Origin of the sequence: Bradyrhizobium sp. Arg816 (assembly GCF_029989365.1) — a bacterium.
Lineage (GTDB): Bacteria > Pseudomonadota > Alphaproteobacteria > Rhizobiales > Xanthobacteraceae > Bradyrhizobium.
The window spans coordinates 47,576-72,839 of record NZ_JAPRAQ010000002.1; the positions used below are offsets into that span (position 1 = coordinate 47,576).

Here is a 25,264-nt window from a genome sequence, read left to right on the forward strand (position 1 = left end):
CGAGCCCGGGCAGGATCGCATGTCACGATATCGTCAGGCGTCCGTCCGATTCCGCCAAGGGAAGAGGTTGGCGGGGAAGTCGGCGGCCGGCTTGCGCGGGCGATGCGGTGGGGGCGGCACCGGACGTGCACCGGGCTCCGAGACGATCACCTTGCGGTAGAGGTGCCATGTGGCATGGCCGAGCAGGGGGATCACCACGGCAAGGCCAATGAACGCCGGGATCGTGCCGAGCGCCAGCAGCACCGCGACGATCAGGCCCCAGGCCGCCATCGGCACCGGGTTCTTGGCGACGACGCGCAGCGACGTCACCATCGCCTCGAACGCGCCGGCATGGCGGTCGAGCATCAAGGGGAACGACACCGCGCTGATGCAGAGCGCGGCAAGCGCAAACAGGAAGCCGGTGCCGCAGCCAACCACGATCAGCCACCAGCCTTGCTGGGTTGTCAGCACGCGCGTCATGAAATCCGAGATCCCGGTCGCGCCCTCATAGCCGAACGCCGCGACATAGATCGCCTGAGCGGTCGCAACCCAGGTCACGAACAGAGCGAGCAGCAGTGTGCCGAGACCGAGCATGGCGCCGAACGAAGGCGAGCGCAGCACCTCCATGGCATCCCAGGCGCTGGCCTCCTCATAACGTTCGCGCCGGCTGGAGAGCTCATAGAGACCGAGCGCGGCGAACGGGCCGATCAGCGCGAAGCCTGCCGCCAGCGGGAACAACAGCGGCAGCACCGAATAGCCCATCACCGCGCGGGCGAGCACGAGGCCCAGCACAGGATAGATCACGCAGAGGATGATGGCGTGGCTCGGCACCGCCTTGAAATCTTCCCAGCCGCGCCTGAGCGCGTCGTGCAGATCGGACAGTTGGATGGTTCGGATCACCGGTCCAGCCGCATCCGCGGTCTGGGCCACAGTGGGGACATTGCCCGGGTAGAGTGTGGCCATGGTCGCTAGCTCCCTTGCCATGCGGCCGAATTCGGCGCCGGCAACGGCGCAAGCGGCCGCTTTTCTGAGTTTCGCGATTCCGGCCAGACGCGAATTCCGGACGTCATCGCGAGCTGAAGCTGGAGCCTACGCCCATTTCCGAGTCCTGTCCCACACGCTTGGTTGAGATTCGATGCCGCACCGCAACTTCAACGATGTCATTCGGTCGTCATTTCGCCGCAGATAAGCTGATGCTGGTTGTCAGTTCGCAGAACTTCGCGGGCGCAACGCAGTAACTTCGTCTATAAGTGGCACTCAAGGCCCTTCCAACGGATCCTTTTCGGGGAGAAGACATGAGCATTTTCGGGAAAATCATGGGCGCGATCTTCGGCAGCCATCCGGCTTCAGCCGCGCCCGCAGGCAGTGCACCGTCGGGCAGCGCACCGTCGGGCAGCGCGCCCGCCGGCGCCGCGCCGGGCGGATCGGCGCCTGCTGCCGCGCCCGCGTCGACAGTGGACGTTGCTTCGATCGTCGATGCGGCGGTCGCCGCCCACAAGGGCGAGAAGCTCGAGTGGCGCACCTCGATCGTCGACCTGATGAAGGCGCTCGACATCGATTCCAGCCTCGCTGCGCGCAAGGATCTCGCCAAGGAGCTAGGCTACAGCGGCGACACCAACGATTCCGCGAGCATGAACGTCTGGCTGCACAAGCAGGTGATGTCCAAGCTCGCCGCCAATGGCGGCAAGCTGCCGCCGGAGATCAAGCACTGACCGATTGCTCGGTCGTAAGCCAGGGGCCCGCGATCTCGCGGGCCCCTTTTGCGTTCAGGCGACGAGGTCTGCCTCCTCCGGATGCCTGTCGAGATAGTCGACGACGAAGCCGCAGCCGGCGATCACCTTCTTGCCGTCACGGCGGATCAAGTCCAGCGCGCCCTTGACCAACTCGGATGCAATGCCGCGGCCGCGTAGCGCGCGCGGCGTCTCGGTATGGGTGATGATCACGGCCGACGGCGTCAGCCGGTAATTGGCGAAGGCGATTTCGTTGCCCGCATCGAGCTCGAAGCGACTCCTGTCCTTGTTGTCCCGTACCGCCATGCCAGATCCCTTCGAAGCGCTGCGTGTTCTCTGATCTAGGCGCCTGAACCGGCCCTTGCCAAGGTGCGACCAAGGGAGGTTGTCGCAGGGGAGATATCCGGAAAATGCGTGTCCCGCTCAGCCTTGATGCGCTGCTTGCGGCGCTCGCCTCGACCGCGCCGGTATCGGCTGCGGCCGAAGGCGGTCCGGCCTGGAGGCCTGCGTCGGGCTGGCCAGCACGCCGGACGCGCGCATCAAAGCCTGCTCGAACGTGATTGATACCAGGAGCGAAAGCGGGCAGAGGCTCGCCGGCGCCTATTGCAATCGCGGCCATGGGCTCACCGAGAAACGCGAACTCGACGCCGCATTGTCCGATCTCGATGAGTCGGTTCTGCTCGATCCCGGCTATGCCTGCGCCTGCAACAATCGCGGCCGCGTCTACAGCTTCAAGCGCGACTATGATCGTGCCATCGCCGACCACGACAAGGCGCTGCAATACGATCCCTCCGACGTGTTCTCCTGGAACAACCGCGGCCAGGCCAGGCTGCGCCTCGGCGACAGGCAGGGCGCGATTGCTGATTTCCGGAAGGCGCTGGAATTGCGTCCAGGGCTGCCGTCCGCCCATGATGCACTGCAGAAGCTCGGGGCGCTAACGCGTGAGCCATGATTGGCTCGTTGTTTCGCTTGCAAAAAACATTGGTCAGTCTTGCAATCGTGCACCCGGTTCCCCAGGTGTTGTTTCAGGACATACGCCCGAATGCGGCCGGCAGGGTCGCTAGACGTTCGGAGTATGATGATTGCCAGCCGCCGACGTATGCCTCTTTTGTAGGAGGGTACGATGTCGGACTTTAGTTTCTTCAATACTCATCGAACGTGGGAAGATTGGTGCGGGATGCTGCTCGGCGCGCTGATCGTCGCGTCGCCGTGGTTCCCCATCCAGGATCACGCGCCGGTCGTCGAATACCAGGTGATGGTCCTGAACACCGTCGCGATCGGCCTCGTCGTATTCGGCCTCAGCCAGCTCGAATATGTCGCGTTGCAGCGCTGGCAGGAGGTGGCGACGATCCTGGTCGGGCTCTGGCTCATCGTCTCGCCCTATGTGTTCGGTTATTCCGGCGAAGGTTTTCTCCGGATCTACCACACGACTCTGGGAGCGGTGGCGGTAATCCTCGGCGTGCTCCAGCTGTGGCAGGACTGGGATCTGAGTGACCAGGATATGCTGAAGCATGGGCAATAGGCGGTAGATTTGAGCAGGCCCGCCGCGCGCTCGGTGGGCCTGCGCTCGCCTAACTCTTCACCAAATCCGCATACTCAGGATGTTTTTCGATCCATGCCTTCACGAACGGACATTGCGGGATCAGCTTCAAGCCGGCCGCGCGGACCTGATCGAGCGCGCCTTGCACCAGCTTCGAGCCGACGCCCTTGCCGCCGAGCTCCTTCGGCACGTCGGTATGCTCGAAGGTGATGACGTTGCCGTCGAGCTTGTAGTGTTCGGTCGCGAGATGGCCCTCCGCCTCCAGCTCGAAGCGATGATCGGCCTTGTTATCGATGACGTCGCTCATGGTATCTCCCGTCAGGTCTTCAACGAGTCCGTCAGCATCTTGCGGATCGACCAAGCCTCGCCGTCGGACGAGCCCTTGATGTCGTCGATCCGCCAGCTATTGGCCTCGCGCACGAAGTCATAACGCACGATCTGGTCGGCGGGTTTGCGGTCGTTGCGGTGGCCGTTGATGGTCACCGCGATCGTCGCCTTGTCGGCCTCCATCTTCTCCGCGTCAACCTTGAAGGATTTCACGTCCGGTTCCTGCGAGTTGGTGACGGGATCGAAATCGACCGGTCCGACATCGCCCTTCGGCGTATGCGCATCCGCCTTGGCCCACAGCGCGACCAGCGCCTTGGAGAGATATTTTGTCTTGGCCGCCTTGTTCTCGATGATGAAGGCGCCGCCGCCATCGCCTTTGCCCTTGGCTGCGCGGGTGTAGATGGCGGTCAGGATCGCGACGGGATCGCTGGAGACAGGCATCACGGCGAATGCCGGGGAGGCGGCGGCAAGCAGAGAGGCGGCGACGAAGGTCCGACGGGTGAACATGAAATGTCTCTGAGATAATGATGTGCGACCGCAGGGCCGGACCGGCCGGCGTCAGCGCGTATCTCTGTAGACCGATGGAGCGGCCGTTCGGTTCAATCGGTCGCTTTGGCGAGCCTGGAATCTTCAGATTGCGGCTGCGGGCGGAGGCAACCCTGGCAGATGACGAGGGAGCGGGTGACCCTGGCGTCCTGCTCGGCCTCGATGCCGTCCTGGGCCTGCCACCATTCCTTCGAATAGGGCTGAAGTCCGGCTTGCGACCTGTTGCGCTCGGAGCCAGCGTCGGCGCGCGTGGCACGCGGAGCCCCGGAACGTGGCTGGTTGGGATCCTCGCCGGCGCCATCCCAGGCATAGCGCGCAGGCTTGAAGGCGGGGTCTGCGGAGAGGTGCGCCTGAGGCGCCACGGCACATCCGGCGAGCGCCAGCGACAACAGGAGGAAGGCGGGCGCTTTGACCATGATGCGGCACTCTGTACGCGAGAACTGAGCGAAGTTGCGCCGATCATGTTTAAAATTCCCTGAACGGTTGCGGCTACGCCGGCGACAAACGCGAATGCGATATCTGGCCCTCCTGCTCACACTGCTCGCCGCCGCTGCGCGCGCCGATGATGCAAAACCGTTCAATCCGGCCGACTATCCGCCCGCCGTGCAGAAGGCGTTGCGCTACGCCAATGAGGAATGCGACAGCCAGGATGGCGGCCTGGTGACCTTCGCCCCGGACACCGTGCGCAAGATCGACCTGACCGGGGACGGCCGTGAGGATTACATCGTCGATTTCCGCGACACCAAATGCGGGGAGCGCGAGACCGCCTATTGCGGAACCGGCGGCTGCGTCATGAACGTCCTGGTGACTCTGCCCGATGGCAGCGTGCGCCCCGTGTTCGACGGCTATGTCCGCAGCTACAAGATTTTGCCGCCGCCGATGAAGCGTGGCGCGGCGCGCACCATTCGCTTCGATCTGCACGGCAGGTATTGCGGCGGTTTCGGTGCGCAGGCCTGCTGGAAGCAGAAGGCCATCACGGCGACGCCGTTTGCGTTCAAGCAGCCGCAATAGCCGGGCGTTACCGCTATTTTCCCCACCAGCTCTTCAATTGGGTTGCGGTGCCGTTGTAGTTTTCGCGGTCGCAACGACCGATGCCGTCGACGTCGTGCGGCTGAGGTCCGACCCCGCCGTCAGTGTACTGCCACATCGTCCACGTGCTCCAGCATGGCGGGACGACCGGCGTCGGCCCGTACTGCGCGAGCCAGAACCAGCAGTTCTTGAGAATGGGATCGACTGTCGTTCCCAGGGCACGCTTGATGGTATGACCGCTGTAGAAGCCCGGCCAGCGGCCGAGCTTGTCGTGGACGTGGGTGACGAACGCGCGGGCCTCCTCCAGCGTCATGCTGGTGCCGGTCGGATTGTCCTCGAAGTCGAGCACGACCACCGTGCTGGCGTCGGGTTCGACGACTTCGAGGAAATGCTCGGCCTGCGAGACGCCGTTGGCGCCGGTGCCGAAATGATACGCGCCGAACAGGAGTTGCGCTTCGAGGGCGGCATCCCTGTTCTTCTTGAAGGTCGGATCGGCATAGGCCTCGCCCTGTGTCGCCTTCTGGATCACGCCGATGATCCCGTCGGCCTGTGCCTTGTCGAAGCGAAGTCGCGTTCCGTTGTGATGCGACAGATCGATAACTGAGTTGCTGACTGGCAAATCATCCTCCTGTTGACGAAACAACGATGATTTGCGGCCACAGTCCGTGATTTGATCGTGACCGGATCGTGAACGGGACAAGCAGCCGGCATGACGACCTGCGCCGGGCCGCCTTGCGACGGTTGCTCGGATCGCGATAAATGGGCTGCAAGGAGCGGGCGGCTCGTGCGCCGTCCGCCGTCGAAGAGGAAGCCCGATGCAGCCCCTGCGCATGTCCCGCCGCGTCATGAATCTCGCTCACATGCTGACCCAGAATGCGCGGCGGCATGGGTCGCGTCCCGGCTTCGTCTGGGGGGACAAATCCTGGACCTGGCGCGAGATTGATGCGCAGGTGTCGGCGCTGGCCGCTGCACTCGCCGCGCGCGGCATCGCCAAGGGCGACCGCATCCTCGTCCATTCCAAGAACGGCGACGAGATGTTCTTCTCGATGTTCGCCGCGTTCCGACTCGCTGCGGTCTGGGTGCCCACCAATTTCCGCCTGATGCCGGATGAGGTCACCTATCTCGCGCAGGCCTCCGGCGCGAAGGCGTTCCTGTGCCATGTCGATTTTCCCGAGCACGCTGCAGCCGTGAAGGGCGGTGCGCTGGAGTTCACCTGGAGCGTCGACGGCAAGGGCTCGTTCGGCGAGCGCTCGGTGGCGGAAGCCATCGCCTCGCAGGCTGGTGCAAGCGTTGCGAACGTCGCCGTCGAGCACGACGATCCCTGCTGGTTCTTCTTCACCTCCGGCACCACAGGCCGCTCCAAGGCCGCGGTGCTGACCCACGGCCAGATGGGTTTTGTCGTCACCAATCACCTCGCCGATCTCACCCCCGGCGTCACGGAAGCCGACGCATCGCTGGTGGTGGCGCCGCTGTCGCATGGCGCCGGCGTCCATCAGCTGGTGCAGACCGCGCGCGGCGTGCGCACCGTGCTGCTGCCGACGGAGAAATTCGACATCGACGAGGCGTTTCGCCTGATCGAGGCGCATCGGGTCAGCAATCTCTTCACGGTGCCGACGATCCTGAAGATGATGGTCGAGCATCCCGCCGCCAGCAAATACGATCATTCCTCGCTGCGTCACGTGATCTACGCCGGCGCGCCGATGTACCGCGAGGACCAGAAGGCCGCGCTGAAGAAGCTCGGCAAGGTCATCGTGCAGTATTTTGGCCTCGGCGAGGTCACCGGCAACATCACCGTGCTGCCGGCGGCGCTGCATGATCCCGAGGACGGGCCTTATGCGAAGATCGGCACCTGCGGCTTCGAGCGCACGGCCATGCAGGTCTCGATCCAGGACGACGAGGGCCGCGAGCTGGCCGCCAATCAGAGCGGCGAGATCTGCGTGATCGGGCCTGCCGTGCTTGCCGGCTACTACGACAACCCCGAGGCCAATGCGAAGGCGTTCCGCAACGGCTGGTTCCGCACCGGTGACCTCGGGCACATGGACGAGGAGGGGTTCGTCTACATCACGGGACGCGCCTCCGACATGTACATCTCCGGGGGCTCCAACATCTATCCGCGCGAGATCGAGGAGAAGATCTTGACGCATCCCGCGGTCGGCGAGGTCGCCGTGCTCGGCGTGCCCGATGCGACCTGGGGCGAGGTCGGCGTCGCCGTCTGCGTCGCGCGCGAAGGCGAGAAGCCGGTGAGCGAAGCGGAGATGGCTGCGTTCCTCCTGCCGAAGGTGCCGCGCTACAAGATGCCGAAGCGGTTCTTCTTCTGGGAAGCCTTGCCGAAGTCCGGCTATGGCAAGATCCCGAAGCGCATGGTGCGCGAAGAGCTCGAGGCGCGCGGGCTGCTCGATCTCGACAACAAGCAGGCGGGCTGAGCATACGCGATGCGAAGTATCAAGCAGCCGGGCGCGCCTGTCCCCGAACGCATCCAATGGGTCGAGGCGAGGGGGCGCGCGTTCTCGTTTAGGCTCGAAGCGGGCCTGCCGCTGCTCGAAGCCGCGCGGCGTGGTTTTGCGGCAGAGGGGTTTGCCAGTGGCGTGCTGAATTTTGGCGGCGCTGCGCTCGGACCATTCGCATATGTGATGCCGGCGCTGTCGAAGACAGGTGAGAACGCAGCGTTCTACAGTGACACTTTTCGCCCCAGCGGCGTGACGCGGACGAAACTCGCCAGCATGACGCTCGGTATGCGCGATGGCGCGCCGTTCTTTCATTGCCACGGGCTCTGGACGGAGGCGGACGGCAAGGCAAGCGGTGGGCACATGCTGCCGGACGAGACTGTTGTCGCCGAGCCGTTCGAGGTCGAGGCTTTCGGCATCGACGGTGCAATGTTCGCCGCGGAGCCCGATCCCGAGACCAACTTCAAGCTGTTCGGGCCGGTCGCGGCCGCGAGCACCGGCGCGCGCACGACGAGCAGCGCCTTCGCGCTGCGGCTGCGTCCCAACCAGGATTTTGCCGGCTGCCTCGAAGGTTTTTGCCGCGCGCACGGCATCGCCCGCGCGAAGATCCACGGCGGCGTCGGCTCGACCATCGGCGCGCGCTTCACCCATGGCGGGGGGACCGAGCCGTTCGCGACCGAACTCGCAATAACGGCCGGTGCGATCGCGCCTGGCCCTTCCGGCGGGCTGGAAGCCGCGCTCGATGTTGCACTGATCGACTACACCGGGGGCATCGCCGAAGGTTGCTTGGTCCGCGGCGATAATCCCGTGCTGATGACCATGGAGCTGGTGCTCGAGGTGTTGGGCTAGTATCGGCGAGCGATCATCAGTGAGCACGTAGCTTGGCGATGGCCAGGAACGTGGATTGACTTATCCCAGATAAGCCTGAGCTCGATCCTTGAAAGAGGTTGAGCAAGGGAGATTGACCCTGGTCGATGCTCTGGCTGTTTCTGACGTCATACATGGCGGAGAACCGGCTCAACAGTTTTTCAACCTTCGCCGGATCGGAAAGATCCTTGATCTTCATGAATTTGTCCACGACCTTGGCTTGCTGATCGATCTGCATCGAGGCCATCGAATCGGGCAAATCGAAAGCGGTCCTGAACACCTCCGAAAGAGCCTTGTCGGCAAGGATGTCGTATGCGGACGTGATTTCTCCCGCTCCCGCCTTTCGCTGGAAATAAAGCGCAAGGCGTACGCCGGGATTCGTATCCCCCTGCTGCTGCTCCAGGCTTTGCTGGAGATAGTTCGCCTGTGTTTCCCGGAATTGATCTCGCTTCTGAGGACCCATCATCGGGAGGCGCGCGACGTTACCCTTGCTGTCGAAGTTGAACGACGACACGATGTCGGCAAAGCGAGGATCGCTCTGCGTGTTCGCGAAGCTCTTTGGGTTACTCAGGTCCGAGGCGAAGATCTTCTTGAGAAATTCGTTGCTGACCTTCTTAGGGTCCAACCCCTTGGCCAAGAGAATGAAATCGACCATCGGCCTGTTTGCGAGAAGCTCGGAAACGCTGTCGATGCCTGCGATTGCCTCTTGATAAGCCGTCGCATCTTTCGTGGCTAATGCCTTAACTGCCTTCTGATCCTGAGGGCTTGCCTGTTTCAGCGCAGCAACGACGTATTCCCTCGCGATCTGGAGGACCTGAGCCGAGTCCTGAGCCACCAAGGGGGTTGTCAGATTGCCTTTTGCGTCGAAGTTGAAGGCGCGTGCGAGTTCTACGTATCGATTGTCCTTGAGGGTATAGACGTAGCTCTTGGGGTTGTTGAGGTCGCTTTCGAGGACTGCCGTGATTGTCGCCTTCGAGACCGTTCCGGGATCGAGGCCGACGGCGCCCAGCGCAAAATCATACACGCTAGGTGTCGATACGAACGCCTGGACTGAATTGATCTTGCTGAGGTCCTTTCTGAATTGCTTGATCGCCTGAGCTTCGTATATCGGACTTGCCGCCGCATAGACGGCGGCCTTGCTGTCGTCGAACTTCTTTTTCGTGAGCGTGATGTTTGCAGAAGTCTGCGCAGGTACACCCGACGGAAGTGACCCATCGGGCGAAAACTCGAACGCGCCGGCCAGGTCTACAAACCCGTTAATCGTCGTTATCTGGCCGCTGAGGCTGGAGATGCTCTTCGTAGATAATTCCAGGTGATATTTTTCGACCAGGATCTGGATGTTCAACTGGGTCACGTCGGCGCCCGGCTGCGATAGTTGCTTCGTGTAGTCGGATATCTTCAAATCGGCGGCGTTGGCATCTGCTTGGGCTTGAGCAAGATTGGCTTTGAGGCCGGTCAACTGAGAAGCGAAGGTGGTGTTGACGTAGCTATTTGGATCGGATGGATCGCTGCGCAGGACCTGGCTGATCGTGTCAGGCGGCCACTTGCTTTGATCGATCCCGTATGCCGAATAGACATAGTTGCGAAGACGGTCGTTGTTCAGGAGTTGGTCAGCGCTGCTGATCTTGCCGATTTCAGCGCTGTAGTACTTCGAGTCGGCGGCAAGCGCATCGACCTGGTTCTTCTTGGTCGTCGTGTACAGACCGATCATCTCGTCGGTCTGGTCCCCCGATTGCGCAACCGGCGTTGCACCGCCATTGAAGGAGAATGCCGCGGCAAACTCCCGGTAGCGCTTGTCTACCAGCTTGTTGACGAAGCTCTTTGGGTCGGAGAGGTCGCTCTCCAGCACCTTCTTCATGAAAGCCTTGGCGTAGGCCATGTCTTCCAGGCCATATGCCTTCATTGCATAATGATACAGGCGATAATCCTTCATAAGATCATCGACGGTCCGCACCTTGCCGATGTTGGCTTTGTAATAGGCGGATTCTCGCGCGACGTCGGGTTGCTGTTCAACCCGCGTCAGGGACTGCTTGAGATGGTGCGCAATGTAGTTGTAGCTGAAATACGTTGATACCATCGCGCACTCCTCGCGGCGTTAAGGTCCCGGTCGTCCGTCAATCATTGCCGGGTCGCGGGTGTGGGCTGGCCTCATGCCAGCAAATTGTCTCACAGCTAAGTTTTCCAAGGGCGGTTTCCGGCCCACAAGCTTAGGTTTTGGTTTGTGTCCAACCGACCCATGTCGGGTTTATTTCTATCTGTTTCTAAATGTTTCTCAGATGCGGCTTTCGCGAGGGTTGTGTTCTTGATATGTTCCGTTCGAGCGACTGGTCGGAATGGGGGGAAGCCGGGCATGAGCCGAAGAAGCAATCGCACAATCAATCTGCCGGCGCCGTATCTGAAACGGGTCTGGCTCGACCCGACGCAGGTTCACGATCGCGAGGCCTATCCGTTTTGCCTGCCCATCTTCCCGGATGATTTCGAGCTCAACTTCGACGCCGCCATCACGATCATCGTCGGGGAGAATGGCACCGGGAAGTCCACGATCCTCGAGGGTATTGCAGCGCTGGCCGGCTACGACGATGCCGGTGGAGGCAAGGGCTACATGCCCGTCGACCATTCCGAAGCGCGGGAGAAGATGGGCGGCCAGCTTTCCAGGGCCTTGCGCGCAAGCTGGCTGCCGAAGATCACCAACGGCTGGTTTTTTCGCGCCGAGAGTTTTTTCTCGGTGGCGCGATATCTCGACAAGGCCGCACGTGATGCCGGCCAGGCCGGCCCCGACTTCCTGTCGCATTCCCATGGCGAAGGTTTTCTGCGCTTCTTCGAAGAACGCTGCCAGCGCCAGGGTATCTTCATCTTCGATGAGCCGGAATCGGCGCTGTCGCCGGCGCGTCAGATCGAATTCCTGAAGCTCTTGCGACGCATGGACGATTCCCGCATCTGCCAGGTCATCATGGCGACCCATGCGCCGATGCTGATGGCCTATCCAAATGCGCAACTGCTTCGGCTCGGAAAATACGGCCTGGAGCCGACGACGGTGGAGCAGACCGATCACTACCGGGTGATGCGCGAATTCTGCGACGATCCACGCGGGTTCGTGGAGGCGACGCTGGCGGAGTAGTCGAGGCACGCACCCAGCGCTTGCTCCCTCCGTCGTCATTGCGAGCGCAGCGAAGCAATCCAGAATCTCTTCGCGGCGGCAGTCTGGATTGCTTCGCTGTGCTCGCAATGACGGTTTGGGCGACATGCTTCGTCTTCCGACTGGCGTTTGAACTCGCGGACACACTTTCTCGTTCTCGCGGCGTATTCCGCCCGAGCTTTGCGTCAGGTGCCGCCCTCGAAGATGCCGAGGGCGCAGGGAAGGCCGGGTGCCGGCTGGCACAAGCGGTCCACTGTGCGGAAATTGCGCTACGAAGTTTGCACAGCGGCATACAGGTGAAGCCAAACATCCGGCCTTCCCTGCGCAGTGGTTTGACGGCTTATGCCGAGCTCTCCCCGGGGAGCGATGCACTATTGCCCCCGTCGCCTTGCGGATGACTGATGTTGCGGACCCGGTCGGGCCGCCACATCACCGCTAGACTTGGCGCACAGACCCCGGGCGCCAGGACGGCACGGTTTTACCGTACGCAGGCTGCACCGGTCGTGTGCGCGCGGCGTTCGCTCACGGTTGCCCGCCCTGCAAATCACCTTCGCGCCGACGCTGCCTGCGTCCACCACGTCCCATCCCGCGTGTCGTGACGATCGCGATACGCCCCTCGGCCGGGCTGGGATGGCTTTCTATATGATAATCCGAAATACGGATAAAGAGAATTATTTCTGCGTGGGGTGGTTGACCCGCCCATTGGGTGTTTTGCCCGCCGGGCGGTGCAAGGGGTAGTGGGACGCGCGAGCGCGCGCCGCAGCGCCGCCACGAACAGGTCTCCCCTCGGCCGCAAAATGCGCTACCATGATCTCAGCGCGCCTCAAGTCGCGCAGGATCAACGAGACGCATGAGGAAACGAGATGAGGGTGACGATTGGACGGCGCACGGTCATGGGCGCGGTGCTGACTGCCGCGGGCGCGGTGGCCTTGACGGCGGCGTTTGGCCCGGCCTGGGCGCATGGGCCGACCCGGCAGAAGGTGCGCGAATCCATCGAGATCAACGCAGCCCCGGCCAAGGTGTGGGCCGCGATCGGCAATTTCCAGGACATGAGCTGGCTGCCGCTTGTTACCAAGACCGAGGGCGAAAAGGGCAATGAGATCGAAGCGACGCGGCGGCTGACCCTGACGGGAGGCGCCACCGTCGATGAGGAACTCTACAAGTTCGACGCTGCCGCGATGACCTATTCCTACCGGATCACCAAGGTGGACGTGAAGGTGCTGCCGGTCACCAATTATTCCTCGACGCTGACGGTGACGCCGAGCGCCGACGGCAAGAGCGCGACGCTGGAATGGGCCGGCGCGTTCTACCGTGGCTTCCCCAACAACGATCCGCCGCCGGAGCTGAGCGACGAGGCCGCGGTGAAGGCGGTGAAGGGGCTCTATCAGGCCGGCCTCGAAGCGCTGAAGAAGAAGATCGAGAGCGGAAGCTGACTGTGCGGGCGCGGGTCCTGGCGGCGCTCGCCGCCAGCCTTTGCGCTGCCGGTATTGGCAGCGCGTCCGCTGAAGAGGCATTCGTCACCAACCAGCTCAGTGACGATCTGATGGTCGTGGACCTCGCGACATCGCGCAGCGTCGCGACCATTCCGATCGGCGGCAAGCCGGCCGGCGTGGCCGTCAGCGCGGATGGGCGCTTTGCCTATGTGACCAGCCCCGACGCCAAGGCGGTGACCGTGGTCGACGCGGCAACGCGGCAGGTCTCGGGGCGGATCGAGGTGGGCGGCGGGCCGCTCGGCATTGCCGTGACGCCCGACGGCAAGACGCTCTACGTCGCGGATTGGTATGCCGCCGCGGTGCGGGTGATCGATACGGCCTCGCGCAGCGTCACGGCCAGCATCGCGGTCGGCGCTTCGCCGTCCGGCCTTGCGGTGACGCCTGACGGCAGGCTGCTGCTCTCGGCGGACCGCGACGACGACAGCGTCTCGGTGGTGAATACCGCGACGCGTGAGCGCAAAGCGACCATCAAGGTCGGCACCCGTCCGTTCGGCGTCACCATCGATGCCGAGGGAAAACGCGCCTACACCGCCAATGTCGGCTCCAACGACGTCTCGGTGATCGACATCGCCGCGAGCCAAGAGATCGGCCGCGTGCCGGTCGGGATGCGTCCCTATGCCGTGGCGCTGACGCAAGGGCGCGGCTTCGTCACCGACCAGTATGGCGGCACCGTCAGCGTGTTCGACCTGGCGACGCTGAAGCCGATCAAGCGGATCAATGTCGGCGACTATCCCGAAGGCATCAATGCGACCGCCGACGGCAAGCGCGTCATCGTCGCCTGCTGGGAGAGCAACACTCTGAGCATCATCGATGCCACTGAGCTGAAGGTGATCGGCGAGGTCAAGACCGGCGACGGCCCGCGGGCGTTCGGGGCGTTTCTCAGGCGGACGGAGTAGGGGGCGTGAAGCATCTGTAGCCTGCATGGAGCGAAGCGGAATGCGGGGACACTTTCCCGGATTGCGCTTCGCTCCATCCGGGCTACGGCGCTAAACCACTTTTAGATCCGGCAAACGCCTTCAACTTCAGGAAAAAGTCCTTCAGGATCGGGTTGCGATCCACATAGGTCACGTAGCGGATCGGATGCCGCCGGCGATCGATGCTCCACGTGATCTGATCCGTGAGAACCGGGGCCGGGATGATCACGCTCGGCGCCCAATCGGGATTGAGAAGCCAGCCGACCGGCGCCATGTCCCAGATCTCCTTGGCCCAGCCCAGATGATCAGACGAGTATTCCTTGAAGCGCATGGCGAGGAACGCGCCGATGCTGCCATGCGGTTCGACGTAGCGCTCGATCTCCGGCACCGTGCTGTGAAGGTGCGAGGTGACGCCCTTGCATGGCACGAGCACGAGCGGCACGCCGCTGTCCAACAGCACCTGCGCGCCGCCGACGTCCTGCTTGAGGTTGAACTCGATCGTGTGCGGCCATTCCAGCGCATGGCCGCCAAGCCAGACCACCACCACGCGGTCGATGATGTCGGGGGCCTTGAGCAGCGCCGAGGCGACATTGCTAATGGCGCCGATGGCAATGACGTAGAGCGGATTGTCCGGAGAGCCTGCGCGCGCCCGGGCCACGAGGTCGTTGACGGCGGGGGCGGCCTGCGCCGTCTTGCCGGGGCCGACATAGTCGGTGACGCCGCGATGAACCAGGCCTTCCGGCGCGACATTGAGGCGCTCGAGCAGGCGAAGGATTTCCTGGTAGCTCAGCTCCATGCCGTGGCCGGGACTTTTCGAGCGTGTGTTGAAGAACGGCGCGGCGTAGATCGCCTCGACGTCGAACCGGTCCTTCGACAGCAGCATCTGCACCAGCGCGAACTGATCGTCGATCTCGTTGTAGGTGTCGGTGTCGAGCACCACGCGCACCTTGCCCGCCGGCGGCTCCAGGAGTTTGAGGCGGGCTGCGTCCGTGAGTGTCATTGCCGTCTCCCTTGGCGGGGCGTGTCGATTGCGGATCAGGCTTTGAGCGGAATCCGGCAGACCACGTCCGCAATCTCCTCCATCTGCGCGAACATGTGGTCGGGCGCAAGCGCCTGTAGCGCCGCCGGCGCGGCATAGCCCCAACTGACCGCGCCGCAGGCGATGCCCACGGCCCGCGCGGCCTCGATGTCGCGGACCTCGTCGCCGATGGCGATGACCTTGCCCGGCTCCACGCCCGCGCGCCGGACGACGCGCCGGAATTTTGCGGGCTTGCCGAACAGCGATGCCGCGCAGTCGAAATGCGCAAACAGGGCGGCGGACTCGCCAAGCTTCTCGCGCGCATTGGATTCGCTGTCCGACGTCACCAGCGCGAGCTGCACGCCGTTATTGGCGAGCGTCTGCAGCATCGTCTCGACGCCCGCGAACAGGGGAATCTCCGCAGCCGCCTCCGCCTTCAGCCGCCGCGCATGTCGCGCGATCGCCGGCAGCTTCCACAGCGGGACCTCGAGCCGGGTGAGGATCTCACGGCTCGAAGCATGCCGTAGCGCTTCGATTTCGTCATCCGCGACGCGACGAAAATTGAAGCGGTCGGCGACATCGTTGATGGTCCGCAGGAACCATGGAAAGCTGTCGGCCAGCGTGCCGTCGAGATCGAAGATGGCGAGGGAGTAGGGCATGGAGGAGGGTTTTGGAGTTCGCTGAAAAACGAGACGTGGCGTGCTATTATTTCAGGACAATTCAAGGACAGTCATGCGACACGAGCACATTGAAATCAACCCTGCGATCATGGAGCAAGCCCGTCATCCGTGGGACGCGCGTGCCGGTCGAACTGGTGTTGCACGAACTGGAGGCTGGCATGGCCACCGAGGCCATCATAGCGGAGCACCCGCGGCTTACGCCGGATGATGTTCGGGCGGCCCAGGCCTTCGCGACCGATCATTGGGCCGCGGAAGACATCTTTTGTCGCTGAATCGTGCTCTGGCTCGCGGACGAATGCGTCACCGCAATTTGCGCACGTGAACATTGATGTCGAGATCGATGTTGCTGACGCAGGTTTGAGTAGTCCGGTGAGAGCCGCCCTCGTGCCAGGGACCATCGCGTGTGCGGGCGTTGGTGATATTGGCGAGCTTCAGGCATCGCCATTGCGGCAGCGGTCCGCTGCTCTCGCCGGCGAACTGCCAAGCCAGTACGGCTTCCTCACCGATCTTGTTGGTACCGATGATATGCGGACAAAGTTCGCGATAGCGCCCCTCGTAGATGCAGGTCATCTGCTGCTCGGCGAGGATTGCCTTGCGGAAGAGCATGTAGGTGCGGCTGGGCATCGCGGACACTTACAGCCTTTCCCCGATGATCCCGCGGACGAGGCGGAGTGAATTCTACTCCGCCGCCTCGCTCGTGCTCCGCCGCTTCGGCTTCCTTGCCTTCTTCAGCACCGGGTCCAGAAACTTGCCCGTGTAGCTCCGCGGCGCTTTCGCGATATCCTCCGGCGGGCCCCAGGCGACGATCTCGCCGCCGCCGTCGCCGCCTTCGGGGCCGAGGTCGATGACCCAGTCTGCGGTCTTGATGACTTCGAGATTGTGCTCGATGACGACGACCGTGTTGCCCTGCGCGACCAGCTCGTGCAGCACTTCCAGCAGCTTCTTGACGTCGTGGAAATGAAGACCGGTGGTCGGCTCGTCCAGGATGTAGAGCGTGCGGCCGGTGGCGCGCTTGGACAGCTCCTTGGCGAGCTTGACGCGCTGGGCTTCGCCGCCCGACAGGGTCGTGGCCTGCTGGCCGACATGGATGTAGTCGAGGCCGACGCGGTGCAGGGTCTGGAACGTCTCGCGCACGCGCGGCACCGCCTTGAAGAAGTCGGCGGCTTCCTCGACGGTCATGTCGAGCACGTCGGCGATGCTCTTGCCCTTGAACAGGACCTCCAGCGTCTCGCGGTTGTAACGCTTGCCCTTGCAGACGTCGCAGGTGACGTAGACGTCGGGCAGGAAGTGCATCTCGATCTTGATGACGCCGTCGCCCTGGCAGGCCTCGCAGCGGCCGCCCTTGACGTTGAAGGAGAAGCGGCCGGGCTCGTAGCCGCGCGCCTTGGCTTCGGGCAGGCCGGCGAACCATTCGCGGATCGGCGTGAAGGCGCCGGTGTAGGTCGCGGGATTCGAGCGCGGGGTGCGGCCGATCGGCGACTGGTCGATGTCGATGATCTTGTCGATGTGCTCGAGACCCTCGATGCGATCGTGGGGTGCGGCGCCTTCGCTGGCGTTGTTCAGCTTGCGGGCGATGGCCTTGTAGAGCGTGTCGATCAGCAGCGTCGACTTGCCGCCGCCGGAGACGCCGGTGACGGCCGTGAACAGGCCGAGCGGAATTTCGGCCGTGACGTTCTTGAGGTTGTTGCCGCGCGCGTTGACCACCTTGATGGTGCGGCGATGGTTCGGCGGGCGCCGCTCCGGCACCTCGACCTCGAGCTCGCCGGTCAGATATTTGCCGGTGAGCGATTTCGGGTTGCGCATGATCTCGGCGGGCGTGCCTTCGGCGACGATGTTGCCGCCATGCATGCCGGCGCCGGGGCCGATGTCGAGGACGTAATCGGCAAGCAGGATCGCGTCCTCGTCATGCTCGACCACGATCACGGTGTTGCCGAGGTCGCGCAGGCGCTTGAGGGTGTCGAGCAGGCGCGCGTTGTCGCGCTGGTGCAGGCCGATCGAGGGCTCGTCCAGCACGTAGAGCACGCCCGTCAGCCCCGAGCCGATCTGCGAGGCGAGGCGGATGCGCTGGCTCTCGCCGCCGGACAGCGTGCCGGACGAGCGGGACAGGGTGAGGTAATTGAGGCCGACGTCGAGCAGGAAGGTGAGGCGCTCGCGGATCTCCTTGAGGATGCGGCCGGCGATCTCGTTCTGCTGCGTGTTCAGCGCCTCGGGCACGGTCTCGAACCATTCGCCGGCCTTCCTGACCGACAGCTCCGAGATCTCGCCGATATGCTTGCCGCCGATCTTGACGCAGAGCGCCTCGGGCTTCAGCCGGAAACCCTTGCAGCCCTCGCACGGGACGTCGTGGAAATATTTCGCGAGCTCCTCGCGCGCCCACTCGCTCTCGGTCTCGCGATAGCGGCGGTTGATGTTGGTGATGACGCCCTCGAACGGCTTCTTGGTGTCGTAGGAGCGGACGCCGTCTTCGTAGGAGAACTTGATTTCATCCTCGCCCGAGCCATGGAGGATCGCATTCTGCGTCTTCTTCGGCAGATCCTTCCATTTGGTGGTCAGCGTGAACTTGTAGTGCTTGCCGAGCGCCGTCAGCGTCTGGACGTAGTAGGGCGATGACGACTTGGCCCAGGGCGCGATCGCGCCCTTGCCGATGGCGAGCTCCTTGTCGGGGATGACGAGATCCTCGTCGACATGCTGCTCGACGCCGAGGCCGCCGCAGGCCGGGCAGGCGCCGTAGGGATTGTTGAACGAGAACAGGCGCGGCTCGATCTCCGGAATCGTGAAGCCGGAGACGGGGCAAGCGAATTTTTCCGAGAACAGGATGCGCTCAGGCCCGCTCTTGTCGTGAATTTTTGCGGTCTTCTTCTTCTCCTCGACGGGCGCCGCCGCTGCAGGCGCATCGGCGAACTCGACGACGGCGAGGCCCTCCGCGAGCTTCAGCGCGGTCTCAAAGCTTTCGGCGAGGCGCTGGCCGATGTCGGCGCGCACCACGATGCGGTCGACCACGACGTCGATGTCGTGCGGAAATTTCTTGTCGAGCGTCGGCGCTTCCGCGAGCTCATGGAAGGTGCCGTCGATCTTGACGCGCTGAAAGCCCTTCTTGAGCCATTCGGCGAGCTCCTTGCGGTACTCGCCCTTGCGGCCGCGCACGACGGGGGCGAGCAGATAGAGGCGGGTGCCCTCGGGCAGCGCCAGCACGCGGTCGACCATCTGCGAGACGGTCTGGCTCTCGATCGGCAGACCCGTGGCGGGCGAATAGGGCACGCCGACGCGCGCCCAGAGCAGGCGCATGTAGTCGTAGATCTCGGTGACGGTGCCGACGGTCGAGCGCGGGTTCTTCGAGGTCGTCTTCTGCTCGATCGAGATCGCCGGCGACAGGCCGTCGATCTGGTCGACATCAGGCTTCTGCATCATCTCCAGGAACTGGCGCGCATAGGCCGACAGCGATTCGACGTAGCGGCGCTGGCCCTCGGCATAGATGGTGTCGAAGGCGAGCGAGGATTTGCCGGAGCCTGACAGCCCGGTGAACACCACCAGCTTGTCGCGGGGAATCTCGACGTCGACATTCTTGAGGTTGTGCTCGCGCGCGCCACGGATCGTAATTGCGCGCAGGCTGGATCCCGCGTTCTGCTGTTGGCGCTTCGCCTTGATCACTTCATCCATCCGAGTTGCCCTCAAGGAATCCCAAAGGTGCGCGATCGCGCCAACAAAAAAGGCGCGCGTCGCCCGGAACCGGGATCGGCGCCGATGGGTATGCCAGCGAACGTAGGAAGAACGGGGACGGATTTCCAGTGGCGTGTGCGAATCGTCAACGGATTGTTGGCGCGCTGGCGGCATCTGGCAGGAGCAGGGCGCCCGGAGCATGCGAAGGGCCGGCGCGAGGCCAGCCCTTCGTTCGCGTTTGAATGCGGATTTGGGGCAATCCGCACAGGATCAGGACTTGGAGGTTCCTGAGGGAAGCTTTGTCTCAGTATTTGGCGACGACCGGGCCGCCCCAGCGGTAATTGATGCGGATCAGGCCCATGTCGATATCCTGGCCGATCCGGTCGGTGCGCGGGGCGAAGCCGCCGACGAGAGTTGCGAAGTCAGCGCTGTGATGGCCGAGGAACACGTGATTGTACTCGCCGCCGACCGACCAGTTCTCGGCAAAGCCCCATTCAACGCCGATGCCGATCGTGTAGCCCCAGCGGGTCTGGTTGACGCTGTTGAACGTCGCCGCCGCTGGCGCGCCCGGAAAGAAGGTGTCGTATTTGTCGTGGGCCACGGCTGCGCCGGCCTTGCCGTAGAGCAGCAGATTGTTCACAGCGTAGCCGAGCTGGCCGGTGAACAGACCGAAGCTGTCGATCTTGGTCTGGTTCGTGATCGGCGCCAACGCCACGCTGACATTGCTGCCCTTGAAGTCGGCCCAGTTGCCCTGGCCCTCGATGCCGAACACCCAGCGCGATTTCTGCCAGCGATAGCCGAGCTGTCCGCCGACCGTGCCACCGCCCGCATTGTGACAGCCTTCGCCAACGGCCGGATCGACAGCGATGCCGAGCGCGCGAGTCACGCCCCAGCAGGCATGGGCCAAGCCGCCGCCGCCATTGATGCCGGCATAGATGCCGCTCCAGTCATAAACGGGAACGGCGGCCGCCGGCGCCTTGTAAATCGGTAGATCGGCGGCGGTAGCCGGCGCGACCGCGCCGAGTGCGAACAGGCTGACCGCAGCCAGCATCCACGTCTTCATGTCACGTCCCCAACTCGCCAAAGCCATTCGCGGGCGCCGTGCGCGCGCCTCACGACTCCAAGACGGTTGGGTGCACCCTCGCGCGAAAACAAAAAGGCCGGCGCAAGGCCGGCCTTTCGTGACGCGATGGCGTTGGAGACGAAGATCAGTATTTGGCGATGAGGGGGCCGGCGAACCTGTAACTGACGCGGGCCGTTGCGATGTCAACGTCCTGGCGGATCCGATCGGCGCGCGAGAACGTGCCGTTGTTGAACGTAAATCGGTTGTCGCGCGATCCCATGAAGCCGTGCACATAATCGACGCCGACCACGATGTTGGGCGTTACGCCGAAATCGAGGCCAGCACCAACCGCTCCGCCCCAGCGCGTTTCATTCGCCCTGTCGAACACGAAGCCGGTGGCGGTGGTGAAGCCCTCGTATTTGTCGCTCACAACCATCGCACCACCCTTCGCGTAGAACAGCACATTGCTCCAGGCGTAGCCGACCTGGCCGGTCACGAGGCCGAAGGCGTTGATCTTCGAGCGGTCTGAGCCGACGCCGCCGGCAGCCAGGCTCGGTCCATTGGAGCCGCTAAGGTGAGCCCAGTCGCCCTGGCCTTCCACGCCGAACACCCACGACGCGCTTTGCCAGCGAAAGCCGGCCTGGCCGCCGGCCACGCCGCCGGTCGCGGTGTGGCAGCCCTCCGATGCGGGGGGAGTGACCGGTGCACCGAGGATGTTGGTGACGATGTCCCAGCAATTATGGCTCCAGCCGCCACCACCGTTGGCGCCGATGTAGAAGCCGCTCCAATCGTAGACCGCGCCGATCATCGGGGCAGGAGCTTTGGTGTAGGGCCTCGCCGCCAGATCGGCCGCCGAAACGGACGTGGTCATCGCGACTATGCCGGCAGCGGCAAGCATAAACTTGTTCAAGACGGACCCCCCCAAGGCCAAAGTTGTTGCGATCTTCGATACAACCTTTGAGGTGCGACAGTCTGTCACCGGAGGGTCACAGCGCGCCGAAAAATGGAACTTGTCCGCAAGCGCTCGCGCCGTACGCGCGAAAACAAAAAGGCCGGCGCAAGGCCGGCCTTTCGTAACGCGATGGCGTTGGAGACGATGCTTAGTACTTCGCCACGACCGGGCCGCCGAAGGTGTAGTTCAGGCGAACGGTGCCCATGTCGACGTCCTGCTTGATACGGTCGATGCGGTCGTTGATGCCGAGAATCGTGAACGAGTTGTTGCGCTTGCCCATGAACAGATGGTCGTATTCGATCGCAACGGACCAGTTCGGCGCGAAGCCGAATTCGAGGCCGGTGCCGACCGCGCCGCCCCAGCGCGTCTCGCTTGCGCTGTCGAGGACCAAGCCGAACGCCGTGCCGTTGTACTTGGCATGCGTGACCGCCGCGCCACCCTTCACGTACCAGAGCACATTGTTCCAGGCATAGCCGACCTGGCCGGTGAACAGGCCAATCGCGTCGATCTTGGTCTCGTTGACCAGCGGAGCAAGCGCCACGCTCGTATTCGAGCCCTTCAGATTGGCCCAGTCGCCCTGGGCTTCAAGGCCGAACACCCAGTTGGCCGACTGCCAGCGATAACCGACCTGGCCACCGACGACGCCGCCTGTCGCATTGTGACAGCCTTCAGCCGTGTCCGGACCCGCAACGCCGAAGATGTTGTTGACATCCCAGCAGTTGCGGCTCGAAGCGCCGCCGCCGTTGATGCCGAGGTAGAAGCCGGACCAGTTGTAGATCGAGGCCACAGCAATGGGCGCCTTGGTGTAGGGGCGGGCCGCCAAATCGGCCGCCGAGGCGGGAGCCAACGCGCTGAGTGCGAACAGACTGGCCGAGGCCAGCAAAACCTTCTTCATTTCAATTCCCCAGTTTCGTTTCTCTTTGTCGGCGAAAAATAGCCGCCCCAATGACCCAACCGATGTCATTGCTCTACACCATTGAAGCCGAAGGTTGTGTCACTGGGATGCCACAGCTCTCCCCGAAAACGTTGTGAATCGGTGGGCCTGGATCTGGACGCGCGAAAACAAAAAGGCCGGCGCAAGGCCGGCCTTTCGTAACGCGATGGCGTTGGAGGCGAAGCTCAGTACTTCGCGACCACCGGGGCCCCGAAGTGATAGTTCACGCCGACCTGCACGGTGTGGAAGTTGAGCGTGCCGGTGGGCAGGGCGCCCGAGAAGTAGGTCTCGCCGCCGAGGCTGCGATAGAGGTACTCGCCCTTGACCGACCACTGCGGAGCGAAGAACGCTTCGACGCCCGCACCGACGGTCCAGCCGGAGTGCCACTTGCTGTCCGACGCGGTCAAGCCGAGAGCGGAGAGGGTGATCTTGTTGTCGATCCAGGCGTAGCCGCCGGTGCCGTAGAACAGGACCTGATTGACGGCGTAGCCGATACGGCCGCGCACGGTGCCCATGGCATCGGTCTTCGAGCTCGCCGTTGCGGTCACAACGCCGAATCCGGGAACGACAGTGGCGCCGGTCGCCGAAGCGCTGACGTCAGCCCAGGAACCATCAGCCTCGACGCCGAACACGACGTTGCCGGTCTGCCAGTTGTAGCCGGCGGTGCCGCCGACGAAGCCACCCTTCATCTTCGGGTCGCCGGAACCGTTTTCCCAGGCGCCGCCACCGACGATACCGAGGTAGAAGCCGGTCCAGTTGTAGACCGAGGCCACCGCCACCGGAGCCTTGGTGTAGGGGCGCGCCGCGAGATCAGCGGCCGAAGCCGGAGCAGCGAGAGCGAACAAACAGGCCGAAGCCAACAAAACCTTCTTCATTTTCAAACCTAATCCCAGTCCCGGTTTCTGTTTTTGCCTTCCGTGCGTTCGGAAGGACATCGGACGCCGTGGTCCAACTGATGTCGTGCTTACACCAGCAAAGCCGCAAGTTGTGTCTCCCAAAAGCCACAATAGTCGCAAAACGTAACGGTGACTGACCTATAATTCCCGTTGCCCACGCAAAAAGGCCGGCGCGAGGCCGGCCTTTGATTTCCAAGCGATCTCAGAGAGATATCAGTATCTTGCGATCAGCGGGCCGCCCCAGCGATAGTTCACGCGGACGAGGCCGATATCGACGTCCTGGCTGATGCGATCGGAGCGTGTGGAAACGCCGAGCGGGGCGATCCCGAAATTGCCGGATCCGGTGAAGCCGACGGTGCGGCTGCCCATGAAGATGTGGTCGTACTCGAAGCCCACGGTCCAGTTCGGCGCGAATCCGAACTCGACGCCCACACCCACGGTGCCGCCCCAACGGGTCTCGTTGGCCCGGTCGACTTCGAGGCCGCTGGCGAGGTCGAAGCTGCGGTAGCGATCGCTGACGACGGCGCCGCCGCCCTTCACGTAGAGCAGGACGTTGTTCCAGGCGTAGCCGACCTGACCGGTGATCAGGCCGAAGGCGTTGATCTTCGAACGATCGCGCAGGCCGGTGATCGCACTGATGTTGGCACCCGAGAAATCGGCCCAGTTGCCCTGGCCTTCGAAGCCGAACACCCAGTTGGCTGACTGCCAGCGGTAGCCGACCTGGCCACCGACCGTGCCGCCGGTCGCGTTGTGGCAGCCTTCGCCAAAGAAAACGCCGCCGCCGAAATCTGCGTCCCAGCACTTATGGCTGGTGCCGCCGCCGCCGTTGATGCCGATGTAGAAGCCGCTCCAGTCGTAGATGGTCGCGATCATCGGTGCCGGGGCCTTGGTGTAGGCAGCGAGATCTGCCGCGCTTGCGGGAGCCGACAGCCCCAACGCGATTACACCAATAGTACCAATCAAAATCTTATTCATTGCAGTCTCCCCAGTTTCGATCCGCTTTCGAAGTCCCCGAAGCGGTTGATCAGGCGCGACGCTCATAAGAATCTAATTCCGAGCCAAGCGTAGCTTAGGCGGGAGGCGGAGTCCGTCTCCGGAATGCAACAGTCGGGCGGCATTTGAACTGCTTCTAACTTGATGAATGTTAAGCTGTTTCGCCGTCCTCAGGAATTCGGGGAAATTCCATTTGGCGCAGGCCGTCTTTGTGCGGCGCGGTGTCGTCTTGCCAACGCAACAACGTGAGGGGTGTCATAAGAACAAATCTGGAACGAACCCGCCAGGGGTGCTATATATGGGGATAAGTGGAGGGGTGACGGGCCGATCCGTCCGCGCAAGCGTATAGGGTCGCGTCAACAGGTTGCAGAGGACGCGGGCGCGTCCCGGGCCTTCTAAAATTCAGTGGCATTCGGAGTGGAGAGCGGCGATGGCGGGAAGCGTCAACAAGGTCATTCTGGTTGGAAATCTCGGCAAGGATCCCGAAATCCGCCGCACCCAGGACGGGCGGCCGATCGCGAATTTGAGCATCGCCACCTCGGAGACCTGGCGCGACAAGAACAGCGGCGAGCGCAAGGAAAAGACCGAGTGGCATCGCGTCGTGATCTTCAATGAAGGGCTCTGCAAGGTCGCCGAGCAGTACCTGAAGAAGGGCGCGAAGGTTTACATCGAGGGTGCGCTCCAGACCCGCAAATGGACCGACCAGAGCGGCGCCGAGAAGTACTCCACCGAGGTCGTGCTCCAGGGCTTCAACTCGACCCTGACGATGCTCGACGGCCGCGGCGGCGGCGGTGGAGGCGGCAGCTTCGGCGACGAGCCGGGCGGCGATTTCGGCTCCTCCGGTCCCGTCAGCAGCGCACCGCGCCGCGCTGTGGCCGCCGGCGGCGGCGGTGGCCGCAACAGCGACATGGACGACGACATTCCGTTCTAGAGTTGTGTTTTTCCGAAATGTAAACAAAGATATGGAATCGGCAGGTCGTGCAAGGACTTAATGCCGATTCCGCTTTGTTCTTTTTGTAACTTCGATAGAAAATCCAACACGGTTTCCTAGTTTTGCAAACCTGAG

The 25,264-nt window shown here is 63.2% G+C and carries 27 protein-coding genes; 11 read left to right on the forward strand and 16 right to left on the reverse strand.

What is annotated here, in order from left to right:
- Window positions 1–33: 33 nt before the first annotated feature.
- On the reverse strand, window positions 34–942 hold the full coding sequence (locus tag OWC48_RS05225) for a DUF2189 domain-containing protein (protein ID WP_282519005.1): 909 nt from the start codon (window positions 940–942) through the stop codon (window positions 34–36).
- Window positions 943–1,274: 332 nt separating this feature from the next.
- On the opposite strand from OWC48_RS05225, the gene OWC48_RS05230 reads away from it, so the two are divergent.
- The gene (locus tag OWC48_RS05230; RefSeq protein ID WP_282519006.1) at window positions 1,275–1,691 is read left to right on the forward strand and encodes a DUF3597 domain-containing protein; all 417 of its coding nucleotides are present in this window, start codon (window positions 1,275–1,277) and stop codon (window positions 1,689–1,691) included.
- A gap of 54 nt (window positions 1,692–1,745) precedes the next feature.
- Here the strand turns inward: OWC48_RS05230 and OWC48_RS05235 are convergent, their stop codons facing one another.
- Window positions 1,746–2,015, reverse strand: a complete 270-nt coding sequence (locus tag OWC48_RS05235; protein ID WP_014495087.1) for a GNAT family N-acetyltransferase — start codon at window positions 2,013–2,015, stop codon at window positions 1,746–1,748.
- 250 nt (window positions 2,016–2,265) lie between these two features.
- On the opposite strand from OWC48_RS05235, the gene OWC48_RS05240 reads away from it, so the two are divergent.
- Both OWC48_RS05240 and OWC48_RS05245 read left to right on the forward strand, forming a co-directional pair.
- Window positions 2,266–2,661 carry a tetratricopeptide repeat protein gene (locus OWC48_RS05240; RefSeq protein ID WP_282519007.1) on the forward strand — a complete coding sequence of 132 codons (396 nt, stop codon included), beginning with the start codon at window positions 2,266–2,268 and terminating at the stop codon, window positions 2,659–2,661.
- 171 nt (window positions 2,662–2,832) lie between these two features.
- Complete coding sequence (locus OWC48_RS05245) at window positions 2,833–3,231, forward strand: SPW repeat protein (protein WP_282519008.1); 399 nt, start codon at window positions 2,833–2,835, stop codon at window positions 3,229–3,231.
- A gap of 49 nt (window positions 3,232–3,280) precedes the next feature.
- Here the strand turns inward: OWC48_RS05245 and OWC48_RS05250 are convergent, their stop codons facing one another.
- From OWC48_RS05250 to OWC48_RS05260, 3 genes are all read right to left on the reverse strand, one after another.
- Window positions 3,281–3,556, reverse strand: a complete 276-nt coding sequence (locus OWC48_RS05250) for a GNAT family N-acetyltransferase (RefSeq protein WP_282519009.1) — start codon at window positions 3,554–3,556, stop codon at window positions 3,281–3,283.
- An 11-nt stretch (window positions 3,557–3,567) separates the two neighbouring features.
- A complete protein-coding gene (locus OWC48_RS05255; protein WP_282519010.1) occupies window positions 3,568–4,083 on the reverse strand; it encodes a DUF3828 domain-containing protein in 516 nt (171 codons plus the stop codon).
- A 92-nt stretch (window positions 4,084–4,175) separates the two neighbouring features.
- On the reverse strand, window positions 4,176–4,538 hold the full coding sequence (locus OWC48_RS05260; protein ID WP_282519011.1) for a hypothetical protein: 363 nt from the start codon (window positions 4,536–4,538) through the stop codon (window positions 4,176–4,178).
- 94 nt (window positions 4,539–4,632) lie between these two features.
- Here OWC48_RS05260 and OWC48_RS05265 point away from each other — a divergent pair, with 94 nt between their 5' ends.
- Complete coding sequence (locus OWC48_RS05265) at window positions 4,633–5,133, forward strand: hypothetical protein (protein WP_282519012.1); 501 nt, start codon at window positions 4,633–4,635, stop codon at window positions 5,131–5,133.
- Between the two features lie 13 nt (window positions 5,134–5,146).
- Here OWC48_RS05265 and OWC48_RS05270 read toward each other — a convergent pair whose 3' ends face one another.
- Entirely contained in the window at window positions 5,147–5,770 is a 624-nt protein-coding gene (locus tag OWC48_RS05270) for a glycoside hydrolase family 25 protein (RefSeq protein WP_282519013.1), read from the reverse strand.
- A gap of 196 nt (window positions 5,771–5,966) precedes the next feature.
- On the opposite strand from OWC48_RS05270, the gene OWC48_RS05275 reads away from it, so the two are divergent.
- Together OWC48_RS05275 and OWC48_RS05280 are read left to right on the forward strand one after the other, a co-directional pair.
- The gene (locus OWC48_RS05275) at window positions 5,967–7,574 is read left to right on the forward strand and encodes an acyl-CoA synthetase (RefSeq protein ID WP_282519014.1); all 1,608 of its coding nucleotides are present in this window, start codon (window positions 5,967–5,969) and stop codon (window positions 7,572–7,574) included.
- A gap of 9 nt (window positions 7,575–7,583) precedes the next feature.
- Window positions 7,584–8,444, forward strand: coding sequence for a PCC domain-containing protein (locus tag OWC48_RS05280; RefSeq protein WP_282519015.1), 861 nt, complete (start codon window positions 7,584–7,586; stop codon window positions 8,442–8,444).
- A gap of 16 nt (window positions 8,445–8,460) precedes the next feature.
- On the opposite strand, the gene OWC48_RS05285 is transcribed toward OWC48_RS05280, so the two are convergent.
- Entirely contained in the window at window positions 8,461–10,539 is a 2,079-nt protein-coding gene (locus tag OWC48_RS05285; RefSeq protein ID WP_282519016.1) for a DUF1217 domain-containing protein, read from the reverse strand.
- Window positions 10,540–10,812: 273 nt separating this feature from the next.
- Between OWC48_RS05285 and OWC48_RS05290 the strand changes: the two genes are divergently transcribed.
- The 3 genes from OWC48_RS05290 to OWC48_RS05300 all read left to right on the forward strand — a co-directional run bounded on the left by OWC48_RS05290 (window position 10,813) and on the right by OWC48_RS05300 (window position 13,987).
- Window positions 10,813–11,580, forward strand: coding sequence for an AAA family ATPase (locus tag OWC48_RS05290; RefSeq protein ID WP_282519017.1), 768 nt, complete (start codon window positions 10,813–10,815; stop codon window positions 11,578–11,580).
- 881 nt (window positions 11,581–12,461) lie between these two features.
- Window positions 12,462–13,031 carry an SRPBCC family protein gene (locus OWC48_RS05295; protein WP_282519018.1) on the forward strand — a complete coding sequence of 190 codons (570 nt, stop codon included), beginning with the start codon at window positions 12,462–12,464 and terminating at the stop codon, window positions 13,029–13,031.
- A 2-nt stretch (window positions 13,032–13,033) separates the two neighbouring features.
- Window positions 13,034–13,987, forward strand: a complete 954-nt coding sequence (locus OWC48_RS05300) for a cytochrome D1 domain-containing protein (RefSeq protein ID WP_282519019.1) — start codon at window positions 13,034–13,036, stop codon at window positions 13,985–13,987.
- 82 nt (window positions 13,988–14,069) lie between these two features.
- Here the strand turns inward: OWC48_RS05300 and OWC48_RS05305 are convergent, their stop codons facing one another.
- Together OWC48_RS05305 and OWC48_RS05310 are read right to left on the reverse strand one after the other, a co-directional pair.
- A complete protein-coding gene (locus OWC48_RS05305; RefSeq protein WP_282519020.1) occupies window positions 14,070–15,005 on the reverse strand; it encodes a nucleoside hydrolase in 936 nt (311 codons plus the stop codon).
- A gap of 35 nt (window positions 15,006–15,040) precedes the next feature.
- Complete coding sequence (locus OWC48_RS05310; protein WP_282519021.1) at window positions 15,041–15,682, reverse strand: HAD-IA family hydrolase; 642 nt, start codon at window positions 15,680–15,682, stop codon at window positions 15,041–15,043.
- Between the two features lie 11 nt (window positions 15,683–15,693).
- On the opposite strand from OWC48_RS05310, the gene OWC48_RS05315 reads away from it, so the two are divergent.
- Complete coding sequence (locus OWC48_RS05315) at window positions 15,694–15,975, forward strand: DUF433 domain-containing protein (protein ID WP_282519022.1); 282 nt, start codon at window positions 15,694–15,696, stop codon at window positions 15,973–15,975.
- A 28-nt stretch (window positions 15,976–16,003) separates the two neighbouring features.
- On the opposite strand, the gene OWC48_RS05320 is transcribed toward OWC48_RS05315, so the two are convergent.
- From OWC48_RS05320 to OWC48_RS05350, 7 genes are all read right to left on the reverse strand, one after another.
- Window positions 16,004–16,336: a hypothetical protein gene (locus OWC48_RS05320; protein ID WP_282519023.1), complete on the reverse strand. Its 333-nt coding sequence runs from the start codon at window positions 16,334–16,336 to the stop codon at window positions 16,004–16,006.
- A gap of 45 nt (window positions 16,337–16,381) precedes the next feature.
- Entirely contained in the window at window positions 16,382–19,360 is a 2,979-nt protein-coding gene (uvrA, locus tag OWC48_RS05325; protein WP_282519024.1) for an excinuclease ABC subunit UvrA, read from the reverse strand.
- 304 nt (window positions 19,361–19,664) lie between these two features.
- Window positions 19,665–20,423 carry an outer membrane protein gene (locus OWC48_RS05330; RefSeq protein ID WP_282519025.1) on the reverse strand — a complete coding sequence of 253 codons (759 nt, stop codon included), beginning with the start codon at window positions 20,421–20,423 and terminating at the stop codon, window positions 19,665–19,667.
- Window positions 20,424–20,568: 145 nt separating this feature from the next.
- Complete coding sequence (locus OWC48_RS05335) at window positions 20,569–21,333, reverse strand: outer membrane protein (protein WP_282519026.1); 765 nt, start codon at window positions 21,331–21,333, stop codon at window positions 20,569–20,571.
- A 190-nt stretch (window positions 21,334–21,523) separates the two neighbouring features.
- The gene (locus tag OWC48_RS05340) at window positions 21,524–22,270 is read right to left on the reverse strand and encodes an outer membrane protein (RefSeq protein ID WP_282519027.1); all 747 of its coding nucleotides are present in this window, start codon (window positions 22,268–22,270) and stop codon (window positions 21,524–21,526) included.
- A gap of 224 nt (window positions 22,271–22,494) precedes the next feature.
- A complete protein-coding gene (locus tag OWC48_RS05345) occupies window positions 22,495–23,184 on the reverse strand; it encodes an outer membrane protein (protein WP_282519028.1) in 690 nt (229 codons plus the stop codon).
- 234 nt (window positions 23,185–23,418) lie between these two features.
- Window positions 23,419–24,180: an outer membrane protein gene (locus tag OWC48_RS05350; protein WP_282519029.1), complete on the reverse strand. Its 762-nt coding sequence runs from the start codon at window positions 24,178–24,180 to the stop codon at window positions 23,419–23,421.
- A 448-nt stretch (window positions 24,181–24,628) separates the two neighbouring features.
- Here OWC48_RS05350 and OWC48_RS05355 point away from each other — a divergent pair, with 448 nt between their 5' ends.
- Window positions 24,629–25,129 (forward strand): single-stranded DNA-binding protein, encoded by a 501-nt coding sequence (locus OWC48_RS05355; protein WP_212451249.1) that lies wholly within the window; start codon window positions 24,629–24,631, stop codon window positions 25,127–25,129.
- Window positions 25,130–25,264 lie beyond the last annotated feature (135 nt).